This is a genomic window from Pseudomonas sp. AM8, from assembly GCF_036346475.1.
In the GTDB taxonomy this organism is placed as follows: Bacteria; Pseudomonadota; Gammaproteobacteria; order Pseudomonadales; family Pseudomonadaceae; genus Aquipseudomonas; species Aquipseudomonas marginalis.
Genome location: NZ_JAOTNX010000006.1, coordinates 131,381 through 156,150 on the forward strand (window position 1 = coordinate 131,381; position 24,770 = coordinate 156,150).

The 24,770-nt window shown below is 54.5% G+C and carries 24 protein-coding genes; 17 read left to right on the forward strand and 7 right to left on the reverse strand.

The genetic code is table 11. The annotated features are described in order from the left end of the window. From V3W40_RS16280 to V3W40_RS16360, 17 genes are all read left to right on the forward strand, one after another. Complete coding sequence (locus V3W40_RS16280; RefSeq protein WP_015886650.1) at window positions 1-873, forward strand: ParB/RepB/Spo0J family partition protein; 873 nt, start codon at window positions 1-3, stop codon at window positions 871-873. A 148-nt stretch (window positions 874-1,021) separates the two neighbouring features. Further along, the gene (locus V3W40_RS16285) at window positions 1,022-1,429 is read left to right on the forward strand and encodes a F0F1 ATP synthase subunit I (protein ID WP_010565865.1); all 408 of its coding nucleotides are present in this window, start codon (window positions 1,022-1,024) and stop codon (window positions 1,427-1,429) included. Between the two features lie 16 nt (window positions 1,430-1,445). After that, window positions 1,446-2,315 (forward strand): F0F1 ATP synthase subunit A, encoded by an 870-nt coding sequence (gene atpB, locus V3W40_RS16290; protein WP_017736231.1) that lies wholly within the window; start codon window positions 1,446-1,448, stop codon window positions 2,313-2,315. 133 nt (window positions 2,316-2,448) lie between these two features. Next, entirely contained in the window at window positions 2,449-2,706 is a 258-nt protein-coding gene (atpE, locus tag V3W40_RS16295; RefSeq protein WP_002555987.1) for a F0F1 ATP synthase subunit C, read from the forward strand. 55 nt (window positions 2,707-2,761) lie between these two features. Then, on the forward strand, window positions 2,762-3,232 hold the full coding sequence (locus V3W40_RS16300) for a F0F1 ATP synthase subunit B (RefSeq protein WP_008439543.1): 471 nt from the start codon (window positions 2,762-2,764) through the stop codon (window positions 3,230-3,232). 12 nt (window positions 3,233-3,244) lie between these two features. After that, complete coding sequence (locus V3W40_RS16305; protein ID WP_065926802.1) at window positions 3,245-3,781, forward strand: F0F1 ATP synthase subunit delta; 537 nt, start codon at window positions 3,245-3,247, stop codon at window positions 3,779-3,781. A 21-nt stretch (window positions 3,782-3,802) separates the two neighbouring features. Next, complete coding sequence (gene atpA, locus V3W40_RS16310) at window positions 3,803-5,347, forward strand: F0F1 ATP synthase subunit alpha (protein ID WP_003177064.1); 1,545 nt, start codon at window positions 3,803-3,805, stop codon at window positions 5,345-5,347. Window positions 5,348-5,397: 50 nt separating this feature from the next. Further along, entirely contained in the window at window positions 5,398-6,258 is an 861-nt protein-coding gene (gene atpG, locus V3W40_RS16315) for a F0F1 ATP synthase subunit gamma (protein ID WP_003195829.1), read from the forward strand. A 27-nt stretch (window positions 6,259-6,285) separates the two neighbouring features. Continuing rightward, window positions 6,286-7,662 (forward strand): F0F1 ATP synthase subunit beta, encoded by a 1,377-nt coding sequence (gene atpD / locus V3W40_RS16320; protein WP_003177062.1) that lies wholly within the window; start codon window positions 6,286-6,288, stop codon window positions 7,660-7,662. Between the two features lie 44 nt (window positions 7,663-7,706). After that, on the forward strand, window positions 7,707-8,123 hold the full coding sequence (locus V3W40_RS16325; RefSeq protein WP_003177061.1) for a F0F1 ATP synthase subunit epsilon: 417 nt from the start codon (window positions 7,707-7,709) through the stop codon (window positions 8,121-8,123). Window positions 8,124-8,245: 122 nt separating this feature from the next. After that, the gene (gene glmU, locus V3W40_RS16330; RefSeq protein WP_065926801.1) at window positions 8,246-9,613 is read left to right on the forward strand and encodes a bifunctional UDP-N-acetylglucosamine diphosphorylase/glucosamine-1-phosphate N-acetyltransferase GlmU; all 1,368 of its coding nucleotides are present in this window, start codon (window positions 8,246-8,248) and stop codon (window positions 9,611-9,613) included. A gap of 226 nt (window positions 9,614-9,839) precedes the next feature. Beyond that, complete coding sequence (locus tag V3W40_RS16335) at window positions 9,840-10,607, forward strand: DeoR/GlpR family DNA-binding transcription regulator (RefSeq protein WP_027608178.1); 768 nt, start codon at window positions 9,840-9,842, stop codon at window positions 10,605-10,607. A gap of 10 nt (window positions 10,608-10,617) precedes the next feature. Next, a complete protein-coding gene (gene glmS / locus V3W40_RS16340; protein WP_074848068.1) occupies window positions 10,618-12,450 on the forward strand; it encodes a glutamine--fructose-6-phosphate transaminase (isomerizing) in 1,833 nt (610 codons plus the stop codon). Window positions 12,451-12,742: 292 nt separating this feature from the next. Then, the gene (locus V3W40_RS16345; RefSeq protein WP_330215327.1) at window positions 12,743-13,600 is read left to right on the forward strand and encodes a TnsA endonuclease N-terminal domain-containing protein; all 858 of its coding nucleotides are present in this window, start codon (window positions 12,743-12,745) and stop codon (window positions 13,598-13,600) included. A 1-nt stretch (window position 13,601) separates the two neighbouring features. Continuing rightward, on the forward strand, window positions 13,602-15,791 hold the full coding sequence (locus tag V3W40_RS16350; protein WP_330215328.1) for a Mu transposase C-terminal domain-containing protein: 2,190 nt from the start codon (window positions 13,602-13,604) through the stop codon (window positions 15,789-15,791). Then, window positions 15,788-17,254 (forward strand): ATP-binding protein, encoded by a 1,467-nt coding sequence (locus tag V3W40_RS16355; RefSeq protein ID WP_330215329.1) that lies wholly within the window; start codon window positions 15,788-15,790, stop codon window positions 17,252-17,254. Before V3W40_RS16350 ends, V3W40_RS16355 begins: the two co-directional genes overlap by 4 nt. Before the next feature lie 14 nt (window positions 17,255-17,268). Beyond that, a complete protein-coding gene (locus tag V3W40_RS16360; protein WP_442962845.1) occupies window positions 17,269-18,969 on the forward strand; it encodes a TnsD family Tn7-like transposition protein in 1,701 nt (566 codons plus the stop codon). Between the two features lie 14 nt (window positions 18,970-18,983). On the opposite strand, the gene V3W40_RS16365 is transcribed toward V3W40_RS16360, so the two are convergent. From V3W40_RS16365 to V3W40_RS16395, 7 genes are all read right to left on the reverse strand, one after another. Then, window positions 18,984-20,057: an ArsO family NAD(P)H-dependent flavin-containing monooxygenase gene (locus V3W40_RS16365; protein ID WP_330215330.1), complete on the reverse strand. Its 1,074-nt coding sequence runs from the start codon at window positions 20,055-20,057 to the stop codon at window positions 18,984-18,986. 30 nt (window positions 20,058-20,087) lie between these two features. Beyond that, entirely contained in the window at window positions 20,088-20,576 is a 489-nt protein-coding gene (locus tag V3W40_RS16370; RefSeq protein ID WP_330215331.1) for a cyclin-dependent kinase inhibitor 3 family protein, read from the reverse strand. A gap of 10 nt (window positions 20,577-20,586) precedes the next feature. Further along, window positions 20,587-21,300, reverse strand: coding sequence for an arsenical resistance protein ArsH (gene arsH, locus V3W40_RS16375; RefSeq protein ID WP_330215332.1), 714 nt, complete (start codon window positions 21,298-21,300; stop codon window positions 20,587-20,589). A 29-nt stretch (window positions 21,301-21,329) separates the two neighbouring features. Continuing rightward, the gene (locus V3W40_RS16380; RefSeq protein WP_330215333.1) at window positions 21,330-21,800 is read right to left on the reverse strand and encodes an arsenate reductase ArsC; all 471 of its coding nucleotides are present in this window, start codon (window positions 21,798-21,800) and stop codon (window positions 21,330-21,332) included. A 67-nt stretch (window positions 21,801-21,867) separates the two neighbouring features. Next, window positions 21,868-22,224: a metalloregulator ArsR/SmtB family transcription factor gene (locus V3W40_RS16385; RefSeq protein ID WP_170036570.1), complete on the reverse strand. Its 357-nt coding sequence runs from the start codon at window positions 22,222-22,224 to the stop codon at window positions 21,868-21,870. Between the two features lie 182 nt (window positions 22,225-22,406). Beyond that, window positions 22,407-24,056, reverse strand: a complete 1,650-nt coding sequence (locus V3W40_RS16390; protein WP_330215334.1) for a TniQ family protein — start codon at window positions 24,054-24,056, stop codon at window positions 22,407-22,409. 92 nt (window positions 24,057-24,148) lie between these two features. After that, window positions 24,149-24,646, reverse strand: a complete 498-nt coding sequence (locus V3W40_RS16395; protein ID WP_330215335.1) for a MarR family winged helix-turn-helix transcriptional regulator — start codon at window positions 24,644-24,646, stop codon at window positions 24,149-24,151. Between the last annotated feature and the right edge of the window lie 124 nt (window positions 24,647-24,770).

The window sequence follows — 24,770 nt, forward strand, 5'->3', positions numbered from 1 at the left end:
ATGGCCGTCAAGAAACGAGGTCTCGGACGTGGACTGGATGCACTGCTGAGTGGTCCGACCGTCACATCGCTTGAAGAACAAGCGGTGCAGGCTGACGAACGCGAGCTGCAGCACTTGCCCCTGGACCTGATCCAGCGCGGCAAATACCAGCCACGCCGGGACATGGACCCCCAGGCCCTGGAAGAACTGGCCAATTCGATCAAGGCCCAGGGCGTGATGCAGCCGATTGTGGTGCGCCCGATCGGCGGCGGCCGCTTTGAAATCATCGCCGGTGAACGCCGCTGGCGCGCCAGCCAGCAGGCGGGCAAGGACACCATCCCGGCGATGGTGCGCGATGTACCGGATGAAACCGCCATCGCCATGGCGTTGATCGAGAATATCCAGCGTGAAGACCTCAATCCCATCGAGGAAGCGATCGCCTTGCAGCGTTTGCAGCAGGAATTCCAGCTGACCCAGCAACAGGTCGCCGAGGCCGTGGGTAAATCCCGTGTCACCGTGTCCAACTTGCTGCGCCTGATCGCGCTGCCGGAAGTCATCAAGACCATGTTGTCCCATGGCGACCTCGAGATGGGCCACGCCCGTGCTTTGCTCGGGTTGCCGGAAAATCAACAGGTTGAAGGGGCGCGACACGTTGTCGCACGAGGGCTCACCGTTCGTCAGACCGAGGCCCTGGTTCGCCAGTGGCTCAGCGGCAAACCTGCACCGGTCGAAACGGCCAAACCTGATCCGGATATCGCGCGTCTCGAGCAGCGCCTGGCCGAGCGCCTGGGCTCTGCGGTACAAATTCGCCACGGCAAGAAAGGCAAAGGGCAATTGGTCATCGGATATAACTCCCTTGATGAGCTTCAGGGCGTCCTTGCCCACATCCGCTGAAACATTTGCTTATGTAGCGCGTGATCGGAAATCACTACCCGGCAGTTGAATAGGGGCAGAACCGCCCCTATACTCTGCGCGCATTTTGTCGGCACAAATTATGCCAAGTTATTGATTTCCGGCAGCCGACTATTGAGGAGCAAGAGTGATGGAAACCCGCACGCCAAACACGTTGCCCTTCCATCGCTTGGCTGTTTTTCCGGTTTTATTGGCTCAATTTGTCATCTTGCTGATCGCCGCATTGGCGCTTTGGTACTGGCATGGAGTCGTAGCCGGATATTCAGGACTCTGCGGAGGCCTGATAGCCTTGCTGCCCAATATGTATTTTGCTCACAGGGCCTTTCGGTTTTCCGGCGCCCGAGCAGCCCAGGCTATCGTCCGGTCTTTTTATGCTGGCGAGGCGGGGAAACTGATTTTGACGGCAGTGCTGTTTGCACTGACCTTTGCAGGTGTGAAGCCATTGGCGCCGCTGGCTGTATTCGGCGTCTTCGTGTTGACCCAACTGGTCAGCTGGTTCGCTCCCCTGCTGATGAAAACAAGACTTTCGAAACCTTAGGGCGTTTGAGGCAACCATGGCAGAAACAACCGCTTCGGGCTATATCCAGCACCACTTGCAGAACCTGACCTTCGGTCAGCTTCCCAACGGCGGCTGGGGCTTTGCCCACTCCGCAGCAGAAGCCAAAGAAATGGGCTTCTGGGCTTTCCACCTGGATACTCTGGGCTGGTCGGTCGCTTTGGGTCTGATCTTCGTCCTGATTTTCCGCATGGCGGCAAAGAAGGCGACTTCCGGTCAGCCAGGTGCTTTGCAGAACTTCGTTGAAGTACTGGTCGAATTCGTCGATGGCAGCGTGAAAGACAGCTTCCATGGCCGTAGCCCGGTGATTGCACCGTTGGCACTGACCATCTTCGTCTGGGTGTTCCTGATGAACGCCGTCGACCTGATCCCGGTTGACTGGATCCCTCAGTTGGCCATGGCGATTTCCGGCGACCCGCACATTCCATTCCGTGCCGTATCGACCACTGACCCGAACGCTACCCTGGGCATGGCCCTGTCGGTATTTGCGTTGATCATTTTCTACAGCATCAAGATCAAGGGCATCGGCGGCTTCATCGGCGAACTGACCCTGCACCCGTTCGGCAGCAAGAACATCTTCGTTCAAGCCCTGCTGATCCCGGTGAACTTCCTGCTGGAATTCGTCACCCTGATCGCCAAGCCGATCTCCCTGGCCCTGCGACTGTTCGGCAACATGTATGCCGGCGAGCTGGTGTTCATTCTGATCGCTGTGATGTTCGGCAGCGGCCTGCTCTGGCTTAGCGGCCTGGGCATTGTTCTGCAGTGGGCGTGGGCTGTGTTCCACATCCTGATCATCACCCTGCAGGCCTTCATCTTCATGATGCTGACCATCGTCTACCTGTCGATGGCGCACGAAGAGAACCATTAAGGCCAGTCTCGACTAGTCTGATGTCCTTCCCGGTGAAACGGGAAGGTGGCCCACCAGGGCTATGAAACGATTTGTTTTACCGCTTTAAAATCTAAAAAACCTAAACCATACGACGTAAAAGTCGGGAGGAAAGATGGAAACTGTAGTTGGTCTAACCGCTATCGCTGTTGCACTGTTGATCGGCCTGGGCGCCCTGGGTACTGCCATTGGTTTCGGCCTGCTGGGCGGCAAGTTCCTGGAAGGCGCAGCGCGTCAGCCAGAAATGGTTCCAATGCTGCAAGTTAAAATGTTCATCGTTGCCGGCCTGCTCGACGCCGTGACCATGATCGGCGTTGGTATCGCTCTGTTCTTCACCTTCGCGAACCCCTTCGTTGGTCAACTCGCCGGTTAATCACTCGTTTTTCGAGTGATTGGTGTGTTGTGCAACGAATGAGCGAGGTATTGGCGTGAACATTAATGCAACCATTATTGGTCAGTCCTTAGCGTTCTTGATTTTTGTCGTTTTCTGCATGAAGTTCGTATGGCCTCCGGTCATCGCGGCTTTGCACGAACGTCAAAAGAAGATCGCGGATGGACTGGACGCTGCCGCACGAGCAGCTCGCGACCTGGAGTTGGCCCAAGATAAAGCGGGTCAGCAACTGCGCGAAGCGAAAGCTCAAGCAGCCGAAATCATTGAGCAAGCCAAGAAACGCGGTAACCAGATTGTTGAAGAGGCTGTTGAAAAAGCCCGTATCGACGCTGACCGTGTGAAGGTTCAGGCTCAAGCCGAGATCGAGCAGGAACTGAACGGTGTCAAAGATGCGCTGCGTGCCCAACTGGGTGCTCTGGCCGTCGGCGGTGCTGAGAAGATCCTGGGTGCCACAATCGATCAAAACGCGCACGCGGAGCTGGTTAACAAACTGGCTGCTGAAATTTAAGCGAGGGCGATCATGGCAGAATTGACCACGTTGGCCCGACCTTACGCTAAGGCAGCCTTCGAGCACGCCCAGGCCCACCAGCAGCTGGCCTCTTGGTCAGCCATGCTCGGCCTGGCTGCAGCAGTGTCGCAAGACGGCACCATGCAGCGCGTGCTCAAGGCCCCGCGACTGACGAGCGCAGACAAGGCCGCCACTTTTATTGAAGTGTGCGGCGACAAGTTTGATGTGAAAGTGCAGAACTTCATCAATGTCATCGCCGAAAACGACCGTCTCCTGCTTTTGCCGGAGATTGCCGCTCTGTTCGACCTGTACAAGGCCGAGCAAGAGAAATCGATAGACGTTGAAGTGACCAGTGCTTTTGCATTGAACCAAGAACAGCAAGACAAACTCGCCAAGGTTCTCAGTGCACGACTCGACCGGGAAGTGCGCCTGCAAGTTGCGGAAGACCCATCCCTTATTGGGGGTGTTGTCATTCGCGCCGGCGACCTGGTTATCGATGGCTCGATTCGCGGCAAACTCGCGAATCTTGCCGAAGCATTGAAATCTTGAGTTTGAAGGGGCAGCAGAGCAATGCAGCAACTCAATCCTTCCGAAATAAGTGAAATTATCAAGGGCCGCATCGACAAGCTCGATGTGACCTCCCAAGCCCGTAACGAAGGCACTGTCGTCAGCGTATCTGACGGCATCGTGCGGATTCACGGTCTGGCCGACGTTATGTACGGCGAGATGATCGAGTTTCCGGGCGGCGTCTACGGTATGGCCCTCAACCTGGAGCAAGACTCCGTAGGTGCCGTTGTATTGGGCGCGTACACCAGTCTGGCTGAAGGCATGAGCGCCAAGTGCACTGGCCGCATCCTGGAGGTTCCGGTTGGTAAGGAATTGCTGGGTCGCGTAGTCGACGCACTGGGTAACCCTGTTGACGGTAAAGGTCCACTGGGCAACACCGAGACCGACGCGGTCGAGAAAGTTGCTCCAGGCGTGATCTGGCGTAAGTCGGTAGACCAGCCTGTACAGACTGGCTACAAGGCTGTCGATGCCATGATCCCAGTCGGCCGTGGCCAGCGTGAGCTGATCATCGGTGACCGTCAGATCGGTAAAACCGCTCTGGCGATCGACGCGATCATCAACCAGAAGAACAGCGGCATTTTCTGCGTCTACGTAGCGATCGGTCAGAAGCAATCGACCATCGCCAACGTCGTTCGCAAGCTGGAAGAAAACGGCGCCCTGGCCAACACGATCATCGTGGCTGCCAGTGCTTCGGAATCTCCTGCGCTGCAATTCCTGGCACCGTACTCCGGTTGCACCATGGGTGAATTCTTCCGCGACCGCGGTGAAGACGCGCTGATCGTTTATGACGATCTGTCCAAGCAAGCAGTGGCTTACCGCCAGATTTCCCTGCTGCTGCGTCGTCCACCAGGCCGTGAAGCCTACCCAGGCGACGTGTTCTATCTCCACTCCCGTCTGCTGGAGCGCGCATCCCGCGTTTCGGAAGAGTACGTAGAGAAGTTCACCAACGGCGCAGTGACCGGCAAAACCGGTTCCCTGACCGCACTGCCGATCATCGAAACCCAGGCTGGCGACGTTTCCGCGTTCGTTCCGACCAACGTGATTTCCATCACCGACGGTCAGATCTTCCTGGAATCGGCCATGTTCAACTCGGGCATCCGCCCTGCAGTGAACGCCGGTGTTTCGGTATCCCGTGTGGGTGGTGCCGCTCAGACCAAGATCATCAAGAAGCTCTCCGGTGGTATCCGTACCGCTCTGGCTCAGTACCGTGAACTGGCCGCATTCGCCCAGTTCGCTTCTGACCTGGACGAAGCGACCCGTAAGCAACTTGAGCATGGTCAGCGCGTTACCGAGCTGATGAAGCAGAAGCAATACGCCCCAATGTCGATCGCTGACATGGCGTTGTCGCTGTATGCCGCTGAGCGTGGGTTCCTGACCGACGTTGAAATCGCCAAGGTCGGCAGCTTTGAACAAGCGCTGATTGCTTACTTCAACCGCGATCACGCCGAATTGATGGCGAAGATCAACGTGAAGGGTGACTTCAATGACGATATCGACGCTGGCATGAAAGCCGGTATCGAGAAGTTCAAGGCCACCCAAACCTGGTAAGCCGCAGCGGGAGCCGCAAGGCTCCCGCTTGCTAACCTGATAGGTGTTACATGGCAGGCGCAAAAGAGATTCGCAGTAAGATTGCGAGCATCAAAAGCACGCAAAAAATTACCAGCGCCATGGAAAAAGTGGCGGTCAGCAAAATGCGCAAGGCACAAATGCGCATGGCTGCTAGCCGTCCTTATGCGGAGCGTATCCGCCAGGTAATTGGGCATCTGGCCAACGCCAACCCGGAATACCGCCACCCTTTCATGATCGAACGCGCCGTCAAGCGTGTGGGTTATGTGGTAGTGAGCAGTGACCGTGGTTTGTGCGGTGGTTTGAATACCAACCTGTTCAAGGCCCTGGTCAAGGACATGGCGGTAAACCGCGAAAACGGCGTCGAGATCGATCTGTGTGTTGTTGGTAGCAAGGGTGCGGCCTTTTTCCGCAACTTCGGCGGTAACGTCGTTGCAGCTATCAGCCACCTGGGTGAAGAGCCGTCGATCAATGATTTGATCGGCAGTGTGAAGGTGATGCTGGATGCGTACCTGGAAGGCCGGATTGACCGCCTCTCCGTGGTATCCAACAAGTTCATCAACACCATGACCCAGCAGCCAACCGTGGAGCAATTGATTCCACTGGTGGCGACTCCGGATCAGGAACTCAAGCACCACTGGGACTACCTCTACGAACCAGACGCCAAAGAGCTGCTTGACGGCTTGATGGTGCGCTACGTGGAGTCGCAGGTGTACCAGGCGGTGGTCGAGAACAACGCAGCTGAACAAGCGGCGCGGATGATCGCGATGAAAAACGCTACCGATAACGCCGGTGATCTGATCAGCGATTTGCAGCTGATCTACAACAAGGCGCGTCAGGCTGCGATCACCCAAGAGATCTCGGAAATCGTCGGCGGCGCTGCCGCGGTTTAACGGTTCAAATATTCAGAGGATCCAGCTATGAGTAGCGGACGTATCGTTCAAATCATCGGCGCCGTTATCGACGTGGAATTTCCACGCGACAGCGTACCGAGCATCTACAACGCGCTGAAAGTACAAGGCGCGGAAACTACTCTGGAAGTTCAGCAGCAGCTGGGCGACGGCGTAGTTCGTACCATTGCGATGGGTTCCACCGAAGGCTTGAAGCGCGGTCTGGACGTTATCGACTCCGGCGCTGCCATCTCCGTACCGGTCGGTAAAGCGACCCTGGGCCGGATCATGGACGTACTGGGCAACCCGATTGACGAAGCTGGCCCGATCGACACTGAAGAGCGCTGGGGCATTCACCGTCCAGCACCTTCGTTCGCGGAACAAGCTGGCGGCAACGACCTGCTGGAAACCGGCATCAAGGTTATCGACCTGGTTTGCCCGTTCGCCAAGGGCGGTAAAGTCGGTCTGTTCGGTGGTGCCGGTGTAGGCAAGACCGTAAACATGATGGAACTGATCCGTAACATCGCCATCGAGCACAGCGGTTATTCCGTGTTCGCCGGTGTGGGTGAGCGTACTCGTGAGGGTAACGACTTCTACCACGAGATGAAGGACTCCAACGTTCTGGACAAAGTGGCACTGGTCTACGGTCAGATGAACGAGCCGCCGGGAAACCGTCTGCGCGTGGCACTGACTGGCCTGACCATGGCCGAGAAGTTCCGTGACGAAGGTAACGACGTTCTGCTGTTCGTCGACAACATCTACCGTTACACCCTGGCCGGTACTGAAGTATCCGCACTGCTGGGCCGTATGCCTTCCGCAGTAGGTTACCAGCCGACCCTGGCTGAAGAGATGGGCGTTCTGCAGGAACGTATCACTTCGACCAAGGAAGGTTCGATCACTTCGATCCAAGCGGTATACGTACCTGCGGATGACTTGACCGACCCATCGCCTGCGACCACCTTCGCCCACTTGGACGCCACCGTCGTTCTGTCCCGTGACATCGCTTCCCTGGGTATCTACCCAGCGGTCGATCCACTCGACTCGACTTCGCGCCAGCTGGACCCGAACGTGATCGGCCAGGAGCACTACGACACCGCTCGCGGCGTTCAGTACGTGCTGCAGCGTTACAAAGAACTGAAGGACATCATTGCGATCCTGGGTATGGACGAGCTGTCGGAAGCCGACAAGCAGTTGGTAAACCGTGCTCGTAAGATCCAGCGCTTCTTGTCGCAGCCGTTCTTCGTGGCTGAAGTCTTCACCGGTGCTTCGGGTAAATACGTTTCCCTGAAAGACACCATTGCTGGCTTCAAAGGCATCCTCAACGGTGACTACGACCACCTGCCAGAACAAGCGTTCTACATGGTCGGCGGCATCGAAGAAGCGATCGAGAAAGCCAAGAAACTGTAATCCAGGCGCCCGGAAACGGGCGCTCATCAGGTTGAGGCAATCAGATGGCTATGACAGTCCATTGCGATATCGTCAGCGCGGAAGGGGAAATCTTCTCCGGTCTGGTAGAAATGGTGATTGCACACGGCGAACTCGGTGACCTGGGTATTGCCATGGGCCACGCGCCATTGATCACCAGCTTGAAGCCAGGTCCGATCACTCTGACCAAGCAAGGCGGGGAAAAGGAGGTGTTTTACATCTCCGGTGGTTTCCTTGAGGTTCAGCCGAACATGGTCAAGGTACTTGCCGACACCGTGCAACGTGCTGGCGACCTGGATGAAGCCTCCGCTCAGGAAGCCGTCAAGGCTGCCGAGAAGGCCCTGAACGAAAAGGGTGCGGACTTCGACTACAGCGCTGCTGCTGTACGTCTGGCCGAGGCTGCAGCTCAGCTGCGCACGCTCCAGCAGATCCGCAAGAAGTAAGCGGCGAAGCCGTGACGCTTATGCGCGATTGATTAAAAAGGGTAGCCTCGGCTACCCTTTTTCTTTTTTAGCAAAACACATCTTTGGTCTGAAGCCGGACCGCCCAGGATTGGTAGCCATTCATGTCTCTTGAAATCGTCATTCTCGCCGCAGGCCAGGGCACCCGCATGCGTTCGGCCTTGCCCAAGGTGCTGCACCCGGTCGCGGGCAATTCCATGCTTGGGCATGTTATCCACAGCGCTCGTCAATTGGACCCACAACGTATCCACGTGGTGATCGGCCACGGTGCTGATGTGGTGCGCGAGCGCCTGGCGGCGGATGACCTGAATTTCGTATTACAGGACAAACAACTGGGCACCGGCCACGCCACCGCGCAAGCTGTGCCGTTCATTACCGCTGACACCGTGCTGATCCTCTACGGTGACGTGCCGCTGATCGAAGTGGAAACCCTGCAACGCCTGCTCAAGCATGTGGCGCCCGGCCAGATGGGCCTGCTCACCGTTGAGCTGGATGACCCCACCGGTTACGGGCGCATCGTGCGTGGTGCCGACGGCAAGGTCGCGGCGATCGTCGAGCACAAGGACGCCAGTGAAGCCCAGCGGGCTATCACCGAAGGCAACACCGGCATCCTTGCGGTGCCTGCCAATAAGCTCGCCGACTGGATGAGCCGCCTGTCCAACAACAACGCCCAGGGCGAGTACTACCTCACCGACGTGATCGAGATGGCCGTGAGTGATGGCCTGCTGGTCGCCACCGAACAGCCCCACGACCCGATGGAAGTGCAGGGCGCCAATGATCGCAAGCAGCTTGCAGAGCTCGAACGTCACTACCAACTGCGTGAAGGCCGCCGCCTGATGGCCCAGGGCGTGACCCTGCGCGACCCTGCGCGTTTTGACGTCCGCGGTGAGGTCACCGTGGGCCGCGATGTGCTGATCGACATCAACGTGATCCTTGAAGGCCGCGTGATCATCGAAGACGACGTGGTCATTGGCCCGAACTGCGTGATCAAGGACAGCACCCTGCGCAAGGGCGTGGTGATCAAGGCTAACAGCCATATCGACGGCGCCGTAATGGGCGAGGGCAGCGATGCCGGTCCGTTTGCGCGGTTGCGTCCGGGCACTGTGATGGGCGCCAGGGCGCACGTCGGCAATTTCGTCGAACTGAAAAACGCGCAAATGGGCGACGACGCAAAGGCCGGTCACCTGGCTTATCTGGGGGATGCGGTGATCGGTGCGCGCAGCAACATCGGCGCTGGCGCGATCACCTGCAACTACGACGGTGCCAACAAGTACCAGACCACCATTGGCGAGGACGTATTCATCGGCTCGAATAATTCGCTGATTGCACCTGTGACGATCGGCGATGGTTCGAACACTGCCGCGGGCTCAACCATCAACCAGGATGTGGATAAGTCCCAACTGGCCGTGGCCCGTGCACGCCAACGTAACATCGACGGCTGGAAACGCCCGGTCAAAATCAAAAAGACCTGAGTTATCCACAGCCTCATCAGCAGCGCTATCCAAATGTGGGAGGGGCTTGCCCCCGATGGCGGATTTTCAGTCAATGTTTCAGTCGACTGATCTACTGCAATCGGGGGCAAGCCCCCTCCCACATTTGTGTGTGTTGCTTGAAAAATCTGTTTCCGACGCTTGACGATATCTTCCCAATAGGTTTTGATTGCCTTCGTTATCTTTCGAAACGAAACTTATAATCACCATGTCGAAACGAAATACACCCCAACGACGCCACAACATCCTGACCTTGCTCAACGAACAGGGCGAAGTCAGCGTGGACGAACTGGCCAAGCGTTTCGAAACCTCGGAAGTCACTATCCGCAAGGACTTGGCCGCGCTCGAAAGTAACGGCCTGTTGCTGCGTCGTTATGGTGGCGCGATCACCATGCCTCAGGAACTGGTCGGCGACCCCGCCCAACCGGTCTCGGCCTACAAACGTGCGATCGCCCGTGCTGCGGTGATGCGTTTGCGTGAACACGCCCGCATCATCATCGACAGCGGCAGCACCACCGCCGCCATGATCCCGGAACTGGGCCACCAGCCCGGCCTGGTGGTCATGACCAACTCCCTGCACGTGGCCAGCGCCTTGAGCGAACTGGAACACGAACCGGTGCTGTTGATGACCGGCGGCACCTGGGACCCGCATTCGGACTCGTTCCAGGGCCAGGTCGCCGAGCAGGTGTTGCGTTCCTACGACTTTGATCAACTGTTCATCGGCGCCGACGGTATCGATCTGCAGCGTGGCACCACCACCTTCAACGAATTACTGGGCCTGAGCCGTGTGATGGCCGAGGTCGCCCGTGAAGTGGTGGTGATGGTCGAATCCGACAAGATCGGCCGCAAGATTCCCAACCTGGAACTGCCCTGGAGCAGCGTCCATACCCTTATTACCGATGATCGCCTGCCGCTTGAGGCCCGCGACCAGATCCAAGCCCGCGGCATTACGCTGATATGCGCGGCAATCATCTAGGAGAAGCACCATGTGTGGAATTGTTGGCGCAGTCGCCGAACGTAACGTAACGGCCATCCTGCTTGAAGGCCTCAAGCGCCTGGAATACCGCGGCTACGACAGCGCGGGCGTGGCCGTCTTCACCAACGCGGGCAAGCTTGAGCGCATGCGCCGCCCAGGCAAGGTCAGCGAGTTGGAGCAGGCGTTGGCCGGCGAGCCGCTGGTAGGTCGCCTGGGGATTGCCCACACCCGCTGGGCTACCCACGGCGCACCGTGCGAGCGTAATGCCCACCCGCACTTCTCCGGTGACTTGGCGGTGGTGCACAACGGCATCATCGAAAACCACGAAGTGCTGCGCGAACAACTCAAGAGCATGGGCTACGTGTTCACCTCGGACACCGACACCGAAGTCATCGCCCACCTGCTCAACCACAAGCTCAAGGACCACAGCGACCTGACCACCGCCCTCAAGGCCACGGTCAAGGAACTGCACGGCGCCTACGGTCTGGCCGTGGTCAGCGCCAGCCAACCGGACCGCGTGGTTGCCGCCCGCAGTGGCAGCCCGCTGGTGATCGGCCTGGGCCTGGGAGAGAACTTCCTCGCCTCCGACCAACTGGCCCTGCGCCAGGTGACCGACCGCTTCATGTACCTGGAGGAGGGCGATATTGCTGACATTCGCCGTGAAAGCGTGGCGATCTGGGACGTGAACGGTAATTCCGTCGAACGCGAAGCCGTGCAATATCGCGACGGTGCCGAGGCCGCCGACAAAGGCGAGTTCCGCCACTTCATGCTCAAGGAAATCCACGAACAGCCATCCGTGGTGCAACGCACCCTGGAAGGCCGCCTTGGCGACAAGCAAGTGCTGGTCAATGCCTTCGGCCCGCAAGCCGCCGAGCTGTTCGCCAAAGTGCGCAATGTGCAGATTGTCGCCTGTGGCACCAGCTACCACGCCGGCATGGTTGCCCGTTACTGGCTGGAAGAACTGGCCGGCATCCCGTGCCAGGTCGAAGTCGCCAGCGAGTTCCGCTACCGCAAGGTAGTGGTGCAGCCCGACACCCTGTTCGTGACCATTTCCCAGTCCGGCGAAACCGCCGACACCCTGGCCGCGCTGCGCAACGCCAAGGAACTGGGCTTCCTCGCCAGCCTGGCGATCTGCAACGTCAGCATCAGCTCCCTGGTACGTGAGTCCGACCTGACCCTGCTGACCCAGGCCGGTCGCGAAATCGGTGTGGCCTCCACCAAAGCGTTCACCACCCAGTTGGTTGGCCTGTTGCTGCTGACCCTGTCCCTGGGCCAGGTTCGCGGCACCTTGGCTGCTGGCGTCGAAGCCACCCTGGTGGAAGAACTGCGCCGCCTGCCGACCCGCCTGGGCGAAGCCTTGGCCATGGACAGCACCGTGGAAAAAGTCGCCGAGTTGTTTGCCGACAAGAACCATACTCTGTTCCTCGGCCGTGGCGCGCAGTACCCGGTGGCGATGGAAGGCTCGCTGAAACTCAAGGAAATTTCGTACATCCACGCCGAAGCCTACCCGGCCGGTGAGCTCAAGCACGGCCCGTTGGCCCTGGTGGACGACGACATGCCGGTGGTCACCGTAGCGCCGAACAACGAACTGCTGGAGAAGCTCAAGTCCAACCTGCAGGAAGTCCGCGCCCGTGGCGGCCAACTGATCGTGTTCGCCGACGAAAAAGCCGGCATGACCAACGGCGAAGGCACCCACGTCATCAACATGCCGCACATCCACGACACCCTGTCGCCGATCCTCTACACCATCCCCTTGCAGCTGCTGTCGTACTACGTCGCTGTGCTCAAAGGCACCGACGTCGACCAGCCGCGCAACCTGGCGAAGTCGGTGACGGTGGAGTAATTCGCTTCACCCTGGAGGCTCGCCCTGGTTTTTGACAAAATATTTTGACACTAGACAAAAAATTCTGACACCAGACAAGATATTTTGACACAATGCCTAAAGCCCCTGATTTCAGGGGCTTTTTCTTTTTATGTCCTCCACCGTATGTCCGATTTTGGGTTGTGATCTTGCTAGAGGCGTAGTCTGTTACAGGACTTAGACTTATTCACAGCGCTGATATTTTCCTAGGACTTTTTGTGCACATTCCATTTTTGAGGATATGTGGAGGCCGCAGAAGGCATGGGAGGTTGGCTTGCGTGGTCGTAGCTTCAAGACGCAGTCCGATATTGATCGGCATATCGAAAAAGGCTTTGGGCAAGGCAGTCACGAGCTTTATTTGCCGTGGTTGCGTGTGCAAGACGTTCCATCACATGGTCGGTCGCGCAAGGTTCATGGAGTAAAAGTTGATCGGCTTCATCACCTACTGTCTGATCTTGAATACGGGTATTTGCTCGTAGCCGAGTTTTCCTCTGAGGTGGTGGATATTCGGGAGCAATTTCCCATCCTTCCGCAATCGGCGGTTCAGTCGATTGCCCATGCTTTGAATATTCGCTATCCCGTTTATCCAGGCACCAAAGTGCCTTTCGTGATGACGACGGATTTTCTGCTGACCATCAAGCAGCCAGATGGAAGCACGCGCTTAGCGGCTCGTACGCTCAAATACACCGAGTCGCTTAAGGCAGACAAAGGACTTGAACGCACCCTGGAAAAGTTTGAGATCGAACGAGCCTATTGGTCCGGTCAAGGGGTGGACTGGAACATCGTTACCGAGAAAGACCTCCCTGCCACTCTGATCCAGAACCTTGACTGGTTACGTAAATCAGCGACCCTCCAACGACATCTTCAGCAACGTCCACTGATCGAGTCGTTTCTAGAGGAGATCACTCGTGTGCGTGAGTATCCATGGCCACTTGACCGTGTGTTGCGCCATATAGCGGGCGCATTGTTCATCCCCTACACCGACACCAAGGCCATGTTCATGCATCTGGTTTGGCACAAAAACATCCTCTTGGAGCTGGCAGCGGAACGGCTTTCAATGAAGAGCTCGTTGCCTCAAATCGAAGTCGTATGGCCCTCCAGCGATAATGGCCACGAACTGAAGGTCGGTTGATATGGCATATCTCGGTAAGAATGATGTCCTTGAGGCAGTAACCGAACCCAAGCTATTGAAGGGTTTAGTGAGGGTTCTATGGGTTGATAAGCGCAGCGATCAGACTGTGCTGATGACGATTGAACGCTCACCTAAGCGGCCATGGATCATGCAGCTATCTGAGCTGAAAAGCTGGTTAAGCTCAGGCGATATCAAGTTTTTATCGGTTACTCCTCCAACCTACATGTTGAAGGCGGAGGAAGACCTTTCTGATAAAGAGAAGGCATTCCGGGATAACAACTGGGCCCGTATTCAATCGCTTGTCGACACTGACCCTCCAGACGCTATTTTCCAGCCAGATGCTCTTGGTCAAATGGTCGCTGATCAGGCGCGCAAACTTGGGCTGCCGAACAAATCGTTGTATCGCTTGCTGTACCGATATTGGATGGGGGGGCAAGTACGTAACTCATTGCTTCCAGATAGGGTTAACGCGGGAGGGCCAGGCAAACCTAAAAACTACCCAAACGGCCTTAAACCGGGACGTTCGACGATGTTTCAGGGGGTCAAATCCCCTACTCAATCGAAGGTACTGAGTGATACGGATAAAAACTGTATCAAGACTGGGTTTGCATTATTTGCCAAGGGATCTGTAGGGACCATCGCAGATGCTTACGTCAAAATGCTTCGGCGTTTTTATACGATTAAACCGATGCTGGGTGACGCAGGGGACGATGCGCCTTTGCTTCCTGCCAGCGAGCTACCCACGGCCAGACAGTTTGCCTACTGGGGTAACAAAGCTTTCGATGACATTGCAGTTCTGAGAGGTCGCAGTGGTGAGCGCAATTGGCAAAAAGACCATCGCCCGCTGAGCGGTACTGTTCGGGAGAACCTGCGTGGGCCAGGCCATTTATTTGAAATCGACGCCACCATTGCAGATGTCTATCTCGTCAGTCGTTACAACAGAAATTGGATTATTGGCCGTCCAGTTGTTTACGTCGTTATCGATACTTTTTCGGGAATGATCGTAGGAGTATTTGTTGGCTTGGAGGGACCAAGCTGGAATGGTGCCCGACAAGCGCTTTACAACGCGTTTACCTCAAAAGTGGAGTTCTGTGCTGCCAACGGCGTTGAAATTGAAGATGCCGATTGGCCTTGTCATCACCTACCGCACGAAGTTTTCGCGGATCGTGGTGAGATGCTTGGACAAGCTGCTGAGGGGCTTGCCTCCGGCTTGCGTATTAATTTGGGTATCGCGCCTCCCTATCGTCCAGATTGGAAAGCGATCGTGGAAAGCTCATTCAAAGTGCTGAATACCACGACGCAAATTCACTGGATTCCAGGAGCTGTGCGCAAGCGAATTCTAGAGAGGGGTGAGCGTGACTACCGACTCGATGCCACGCTGAATCTAGCCGAATTTACGAAGATCGTCATTGAGGGAATCCTTCACTACAACAGCCAGAATCGACAGCCAGCTCGACTCGATAAAGAGATGATTGCTGATCAGGTCGAGCCAACCCCTATGGGAATATGGGACTGGGCGCTCAAGAATGATCGAATCGAGGCCAATACTCAGACGGAAGAGCTGATTTATCTGCACTTACTACCTCGAGATAATGGCTCAATTCAGAAAGGTGGGATTAAGTTCAAGGGGATGTTTTACGTCTGCGACTGGGCTATTGAACAGAACTGGTTTGCACGTGCTCGGCATCGTGGTGTCAGCAGGATTGTCTGTTGGTATGACCCAAATAGTACTCAACATATCTGGATTCAAGGCCCAGACAGGCACTTCATTCGTTGTGATCTCCGAAACTCTGAGGTGCGTTATCACGGCGTCCGGTTCGAGGAAGTAATCGACATGTTGGAGGTTCTCAAACAAGAGTCTCCTGAGAGCAAATACAGCAAACTGGCGAGTCGTGTCGCGCTGGACGCAACAATTTCGGACGTTGTGTCGAATGCTGTGAAGGAGAAAAAATTGACGATGGAGCCGGGCTCTAAATCGCAGAAGCTCGGTGATATTCGAACCAACAGGTCCCACGAACGCATGCAGGAGCGCTCGGAGTCAGTAACGCCTGAAGACTTGAGAGCCGCCAGTTCAAATCAGAATACCCAAGCCTCGAACACTGGGGTTGGCGTCGCTGAAAATTACGCAGGCACCCGTGGTGCTGAGGTAATTGATCTGCTCAGTCGGTTCCGCCCGGGAGGTAGCAAATGAATCGGAGTGTCCAGAATTTCGCGAAGTACCATGAGTCTCCTGTTCTGGAGTTTCAAGGTAATCCGTTGATTGAGGCGTTACCTCCAATCCTTTCCGAGAGTGACGCTGCATCGCTGATCTCGCATTTTCCTCCGGTGGTCGACGAAGAGCGACAGCACGACAAGTCGGTCAGGCTCCATTGCATTGATCGCCTGCGTACCGTTGTTCAGCCACTTCCGATCCATCTTGAGCTCGAATCAGCATTTTCTTCGCTGCTGCGAAGTGGATATGTAGGGCGCAACCCAATGTCTACAGCCACTGTTAGACACTTGCACTCGCTGTCAGCACCAGGCGGTTCAGACGGTTTTCGTTCAACGGCAACCACCTTCAGTCTTGTAGGGTTGAGCGGAATCGGGAAATCCACCGCTCTTGAGTCAATTCTTCGGCTGTATCCGCAAACGATCGTTCATCAGCGCTATGAAGGGCGTTTTTTTGTGCAGACGCAGATCACTTGGTTGAAGCTGGACTGCCCGTTTGATGGATCGCTTAGCGGTTTATGCCGTGCTTTTTTCCGCGCTGTTGACCAGGCGATAGGCCAAGATCGGTATGCGAACAGCTATCGTGCGCGGAATGGATTGCCTGACCTCATCCAGCGCATGGAGCAGGTTGCGAGTACCTACTTTGTCGGTGCCCTATTGATCGATGAAATTCAGCACCTACGTTCCGCGCGTACTGGCGGTAAAGACAACATGCTCAATTTCTTCGTAAACCTGATCAACTCCATTGGCATACCGGTCGTCTTCATCGGCACCAATTCGATGATTAGCCTCTTCTCTGATGTTCTGCGAAACGCGAGACGAGGATGTGGTCTCGGTGTAACCGAGTTTCAGCGATTCGAAAAAGATGATCCGGTTTGGAGAATGTTGATTGAGTCGCTATGGGAGTATCAGTGGTGTCGTGAGATCAGCCCACTGACCGATGAGTTGTTTGATGTGCTTTATGACTTGACTCAGGGGGTCACCGACTTTTTAGTGAAACTGCTGATTCTTGGGCAGCGCTTTGCGATCCAGAGCGGGGAGGAGCGCCTGACCTCCAGCACGTTCAGGCGCGTTTCTGACACCAAAATGCAAATACTCAAGCCGGCACTTTCGGCTTTGCGCAGCCGAGATCCCCGGCAGCTAGGCCGCTTTGAAGACTTGTTACCGATTGATGATCAGCTTCAAGGAATGATGACTCTCAACGCGAACGAGGTACTTGATCGGCTGGCATTATTGCGAAGTATTACGCCTGTTCCTCGCATGGATGCTCCCTCAGAAAAAGTTTCAAGCACACCGAAAACCAAACCAGCTGGGGTGGACTCTTCAAGGTCATCAACGAAATCAGCTGTGATCGCGCAGGCTGAAGACCCGTTGCAAAAGTTAAGAGAGGAAGGCTGGTTGAACACTGACGTGTTCGAATTCTCTGCTCTGCATCGAAAGGTGTAGTCCGTGAGGTTGAAATGGATCATGAGTTTCATTTCTTTCCTGCTGCCTGTCCCGATGAAACGCTGCATAGCCTTTTATCGAGGTACGTTCGCCTCTCTGGATTAGGATCTTGGGCTGCTGTGTTCAACGCAGCCCAAGGTGATGGGAGCTTCGCACGTGACCTTCCATTTCCGTGCCATTTGATTGACCTGGTGCAAGCGTTGCCATCGGGCGCAAGCTTCGGCATTGATTCAATCATTGCCAGGCATACGCTACTGCCATACTTCCAACCTTTCCTAACCGAGCACCAGTTCGCCCACGCTCAGTTTCAAATGGCCTATCGGGGAGGGAATGGTCTTAAGACCAAACTCGGAATCATCGCCAGCCGTATAGAAACAACGTCTAGAACGCGGTTTTGCCCAACCTGCTTGATAACAGATGTCTGTGACTACGGTACGGCGTATTGGCATCGCGTACACCAATTGCCTGGCGTGTGGATCTGTCCCCATTGCCAGACGCCTCTTTCGGTAGTCGATCATCGCTGGCTATCTAGAGGGCCTAGGAAACTTTACTTACCGCAGGATGAGGATATCCAAGCGCACGCACACTCTTTACTCCTCAACGGCAGTCAGAGAGGCAATCTACTTACCGTTGCCCGAAACTCTCTGCGTCTACTTGAAGCCAATGCCCCACCTCGGTCAGCCACGCTGATTCGACAAGCATTTTTGAAGGCGGTCATTGAACGAGGATTTGCTTTACCATCCGGTCGGCTATGCCTTGGTCAATTAGCGGATTATTTGCGTAGGTACTTTCAAACGCTCCCTACAAATGGAGAGTTCTTGGTTTTGAGAGGTGAGTTGGATGGCCGTCCCGCGAGTTGGGTAACCAAGATTTTGCGCAAGCCAAGGGGAACGCACCATCCCCTCAAATATTTGATGCTTGCGAGTGCTCTCGATTTTGACCTTTCCGGCATTCTACGTGCCAACGAAGTGCCGTCATGCATCCCTCCACGGGGTGTAGAAAATGCACCGCACATTGAGGAGCTGCACGCGAACATCACTACAGAATCGGCACAACAATCGGTTCCTAGCAAGCATGTTTCAAAGCAAGCTGAACAGGCTGTTTGGGAGGGAGCTATTACAGGCGCTGAAGCTAAGGAAATAGCGCGTACAGCAAGGTTATCAGCAGCAACAGTTTACCGGTCGATTAGAGCTGTTTCCGGAGGCCCCGAGAGGTGGAAACAGCTGAAGTTCTTGAAGATCCGCGCTAAGAGACGTGAACGTTTTTCGCGTCATTACCTGACCTTATTTGCGCACGAATGCCAAGATTACATTTGGTTGTACCGCAACGACCTGCGATGGCTCAAAGCTCATCTAGGTAAGACTGATGCTCACAAGGGAAACCGAAAACCAAGCAGTCCATTCGCAGAGTTGGATACGCTTCTAGCAGTAAAAATTATCGAGTGCGCACTTTCAATTCGAGCGCTACCAGGTAAACCAGTACGTGTCTGTAAAACCCGGATCGGCCGTGAGCTCGATGCTTTATCTCGTTTTGAGAAACAGCTGAATCGACTCCCGCTTTGTGCCGATGCATTGGCCTCAGTGTGTGAAAGTACTGAAGATTTTCGTCGCCGCCGTTTGGTCTGGGCAACTGAAAATCTAAAACGAACTGGTAGGCCAGTCACGCGCTCTGCGATATACCGATCAGCCTCTATCAGACCGCCAGGTAACTGTTAGCAACGGAGAACCGCTCAGGTTATATCTTGAGCCAAATATTGCTGTATGTCCTTTACGACATTGCGAGCGGTTCGAGTTACCCCAATCAATGTTGCGGAGGCCAAGCCAGTCCAGTCGCCGTAGCCAACTAGCCAAAGCCGAGGTTGGATTAATGAGCGATTGTCGTGAACGTCAACCTGCCCCTTTGAGTTGACGACGCCGAGCCCGCGCAGGTGGTTCAAGGAGGGAGCGAAACCGGTGCACCAGATAATGGCGTCAATCGCAGTCTCATCTCCATTTCTCCAGACAACACCGTTTGGCGTAAAGAACTCAAACGGTCGTACAGCGTTCAAAACGCCACGTTCACGTGCTTCTTTCACCGACGGCACCATGACGATGTCACCCAATCCGCCGGTTGGTTGGGGCACATCACGTCCGTCCTGAGAGGCTTTCAGGCGCTCAGTGGCACGCTCAAAAAGCACACGACCATCTACGTCATCAGGCAAAAACTTTGGAGCATCCAGGGTCACCCAAGTGGCATCCGCCACCTTGGATACTTCTGCATAGATCTGGGCACCTGAGTTACCACCGCCGATAACTAGTACCCGTTTACCTTGAAACGACTCTGCGCAACGGTAGTGTGCTGAGTGAATCTGTTGACCTTGATATAGCTCGTTTTTCGGGAAATGGGGAATGAGGGGGTTGCTCCAAGACCCGGTCGCGCTGATTACGACTTTGGCATCCCAATGCTGATTTTTTGAGTGGACCCGCAGACCGAAACTCATAGGCTCAACGTTCGTGACCTCTACGGGACGCACGATAGGAAACCCGTATCTGCTTTCGTACTGAGCCAAGTAATCAACAACATGATCTCGACCGGGATTGCCATCAGTCACTGGTGGCATCGGCCACCCTGCGATTGAACTCCAGGCAGACGGAGAGAACAGCTGCAATGAGTCCCATCCGTGACGCCACGCACCGCCGGCGCCTTGTTCTGCATCTAACAGAACGAACGATAGACCGGTGCGTTTGAGGAAGTAAGCCGTTGTCAGCGCAGCCTGACCTGCTCCGATGACCACCACATCCAGCAGTGTGTTTTGAGTGTCCATTAACTACTCCCTTCGGCTAAGACAAAGCTCTCAAAGTCGCTCGATGTAAGAGACGTGCGAAGGTTTTTGGATTGCTCGCGGTCGCAGCTGCTGTACTAACTCAACAGCTCGGGTACGCGAGATCCCTCTGTCGATCATGAGTTTTGCGGCGACCAGCCCTGTGCGTCCCGACCCACCTTTGCAATGAATCGCAATGGCTTGGTTTGCTTCCAGAAGCTCCGACAAAGCAGGGAGAGCCTTCTGCCACTTGGCCTCAAATTCAGCGTCGGGAGCCTCATCGTCCTCAATCGGTAACTGGAACCAAGCGAGTCCAGCTGCCTGGACTTGCTGACCTAACTCACCGACTCCGTTGTGAGTGAGTTCGGTGTCGGCCATCAGACTGACAATGGCTCTGGCGCCTGCGTTTTTCAGAGTGCCGAGCGCTCGCTGAAGCGGTTCATTCTGAGTACCCGGACACGGGGTAAAGATGAGAGTGCCCGTACCATCTGGCATTGCTAGGATCGAGAAAGGGTGAGACATGATGAGATCCTTAGATGGAGCGCTGATTCACTCGTTTCGACAGCTCTTCGGCCGACTCTTTGCGTTCCGAGTAACGGTCTACCAGGTAGTCCTGACGGTCACGCAATAGCAGGGTGAACTTCATCAGCTCCTCCATCACGTCGACCAGGCGATCGTAGTAAGACGAAGGCTTCATACGTCCATCCTCGTCAAACTCGGTGAACGCCTTGGGCACTGATGACTGATTGGGGATTGTCACCATGCGCATCCAACGTCCTAGAACCCGTAGTTGGTTCACTACATTGAAAGACTGAGACCCGCCACAAACCTGCATGACTGCTAAGGTTTTACCTTGGGTTGGACGTACTGCGCCCATCGCCAATGGTACCCAGTCGATCTGAGCTTTAAAGACGGCGCTCATCGACCCATGACGCTCAGGAGAACACCACACCTGTCCTTCCGACCACTGCATTAGCTTGCGGAGTTCTGCGACTTTGGGGTGGGTATCCGGAGCATCATCAGGTAGTGGTAATCCTGATGGGTTGAAGATTCGTGTTTCCGCACCGAAGTGCTCCAGCAATCGCGCGGCTTCCTGAGTAACCAAACGGCTGAACGAACGCTCGCGGGTTGAACCGTAGATTAGAAGAATTCGGGGTTTATGCGTGGACAGCTCACAAGGAGTGAGCCGTTCCATGCTTGGGACGTCGATGAGATCCGCTTCGATGTTTGGGAAATGGTCTTTCATAGTTACTCCTGGCCCCTGCGACGCTTAGCTCACAACGTGCCGATGCGAGTTAGCTCAGCTTTGAGATCTGCTTCGCTCAACGTAGCGATAGGCAACGAAATGAAGGCGTTTACCCGCTCCTGGATTTTGATCAGGGTTTGCTGGAATGCCGCCTCGATCTGCGCTTCCGATCCCGTAGCTTCGGATGGATCAGCCAACCCCCAGTGAGCCTTGAGCGCCGGGCCGAAGAAAATCGGGCAGGCTTCGCCGGCAGCCCGATCGCAGACGGTGATCACGATCTCTGGTGGCGCCCCTTCAAAGGCATCGGATGCTTTACTGCTAAGGCCTTCAGTAGGGATACCAGCAGCTTTGAGCGTTTGAATCGCTCGCTTGTTTACCCGGCCACTTGGGAAGCTCCCGGAACTGACGGCTTCCATTCCTTCAGGAGCAAGGTGATTGAACACCGCCTCGGACAAGATGCTCCTGCAGCTGTTGTGGGTGCACATGAATAGGACTTTCATTGTGATCTCCTGGAATTAAAAGCTGAGGCGCAAAGCCAAGGCGCTCAGGGTGGCAATGAGGATTGGATCAGCCGCATACGGTCTGATTGACTCGACGATCATCCATTTCACAGAGCTGCTTAGTTTCTGTGTCCAGCCACTGTCGGTTGGCATCGACGACACCTTTAAGCACTTCGGTGACCCAGCTAGGTAGGTCAGGGTGGAGTCGGTAGTAAACCCATTGGCCTTGGCGCCGATCCGCCAGTAACCCAGAGGATCTCAGCAACGCGAGGTGTCGAGATATTTTGGGTTGGCTCTGCCCAAGAGCCACGGTCAGTTCGCATACACAGAGTTCGCCCTCGCGGGCGATGAGTAGCGTTATTTTGGTTCGAGTGGCATCTGCCAAGCTTTTAAACAGGACGGTGGGGGTGATGAGCTCGCTCATGTTCACTTCTCCCGCATATGGAAAATCGAATATATGATAATTCGAATATGCGGTAAAGCGAATGTGCTGGGTGGTTAGGTGCGTCACCCTTCAGTGAAGAAGGGCAGGCTGAGGATCGCTTGTCGGAATCGCTAAATTTCCCCATGCAAGAGAAGGGAATGCAGGCCTAGAAAGGTGGCTAGTTAACTTTTTTGCTTGGTGTAGGATCGTCCTCCGAGAGACATTTGGTACCCAGGAGGGCCCTCCCATTGGCGAGTGACGTTTGCTTTGGCCAATTCTTTTTCAGCATCTATTCCTTCGCTCACCATTTTTTCCACATCCCATTCGAAGTAGCTAATGAGTGCGTTCCAAGCTTGATTAGGCAAAGACGACAGTTGAACCAAGCTCGTAATATTGGGAGTTAATTTCAGACGGTGCATTTCTGATAGCGCTGAAATAATTCTGCGCAAACGGAAGTGCCAAACTGATTCAAAATTAGTTTCGAGCTGCTCGGATACCAGTGGGAATAGGCTATTTCGTTGAGGGACGCAAGCTATTCTCTTCGGTAGCAATGCAAGCATGTTTCCAAGATTAACACGGATCTGCGTTTTGCTAATTTTATAAAGCTCATTAACACCACTTTTAATGATGTCTGCGTATTCGCTATCGAATTTGTGGGTTTTAGATTCTTCTGTTAGCGCAGCATTTGCTTTTTTTGAGAGCACCCCTAAAAGCCATTTTTTATCGTTTGCTGTAAGCCAAAGGGTTGTTTGGTACGTATGTTTCCATAAGTAATCTAAGGTTGCTCCCGGGCGTGCTTCTATGATGTTGTTAACTTTTAGGCGATGAAGTGCTTTGGTATTGTCAGGGCCTGTTTTGCTTTGTGGCTTTCTGGATTTTGTTCCAGTAAATAGTATTAGCTCTTCCGCAATTCTTTGTTCGAATGTCTTCACGTCCCCAAATAAATGGAGGGAAATGATGAGGTGTCGAGTGATTGGCATATCTAGCTGATCATTAACGGTGGTGGTCCTTATCCACTGATGGTACTTTCCTGACGCGTACGCATTATCAATTCTCGACAAAAAATCATGACCAAATTTTGATTGGATACTTTCGAACATTTTCGTCGTCGCCATCAGGTTTCCACGAGCAAACCCATTTTTCTTCGCTTGTCGACGATAGCATGCGGCTAATACTCCAGACGGAACAGCCGGCAAGTCACTATCCAGAAGGTCTTTTGCAAACTGTGCAAAATTTTGCTCGATTTTCAGAACTTTCGAAGGAGAGTGTGAGCCTAATGGTCTCCAGCCACATACGCAGGAGTTGGTTAACATAGGTAATAACTTGTTATCTCGGTAAAACGGATGAGTGCAAGTTGGACAGGCCTGCAATAAAGTCTCACCGTGTCTCCAGCAAGCTGTTACGCCCGGAATGTGATGAGATCGGTGCCAGTACGAATGCCCCGTCTCAATAAGGTCGGATTGGACGCAGGAAAGGCAAATTTTAGCCATGCTATGAAAACTGACCTCTCTACGAGGAAGTCTGGATACGAGCGAAGTGCTATTGCCCTCATGGTTGACTTTAGGAATTCCTAAAAATGGCTTGTAAGCAGAAAGAATTGTGTTGCATGCAAGCAACTCATTTAAATTGTCGCTCCTATCGCCAGGAAGCTTCTCTGCAAGGTCTTCGATTCGTTTAGGAATAATTTTTATGGAAAAGGGATCGGCACCAAAAAGGTCTTGAAAAGTCTCACGCTCAGTTCTATTTCCCGAAAGTAAATGATACCGGGTAACTCGTGAGTGAAGGGTCTCGTCGGGCATGGACATTGGGAAGAACAGAATTTTTTGAGACATTCGTAAGACTTTAGGTGATGGTCACTTTTTTCTCAGACTTTACAGGTCTAGAGACGGTGCGATTTTTCGGGAGAAGGACAGCTTTTGCTATTTCAGCAGCATTTGCTTGGCAGATATTCGTCACGGCTAAGGTCTTTCAGGCCGCAGCGTTGTTCGGTGGCATTCGCGAAGCGACGTAACATTTCGATCGCCCCATCACGTGCTTCTTTCGACAAATCAAATGCCAGGTTGCGAGCTTCACTCACCAAATCCGAGCGAATACTCTCATAGAGGGTCGCGCCTTCTGGCGTCACGGTGATCGCCAAGGCGCGGCCGTCAGTTGCGTCGGGTACACGGCGAACGAGCCCTTGTTTGGCAAGTGAATCAACCAGCCGGCTGGCGTTGCTCTTATCGAGAAAAAGCTCGCTGGCCAACGATTGAACGCGAACAGGCCCAGCCTTTATCACATGCTCAAGCGCGTAGCATTGAGTGACGGATAGACCTTCGCAGCAGCTCCGATCTCTGTCTCGAAACTGGTACACGCGAACCAAATGACTCAGCGCTTCATAGAGCTGTTCGGCATCTTGGTCGATCTGATCATTCTTTGGCATAGCACTCGGCTCGCAATTCCGGGAAAACGCTAATACCACCTTAGCAGTCATAGCGACACATATTTTTGGGCATAACGGTCCGAAAAATTGTTCCAAAATATTGGTTGCGGCTCGCAACGTATTT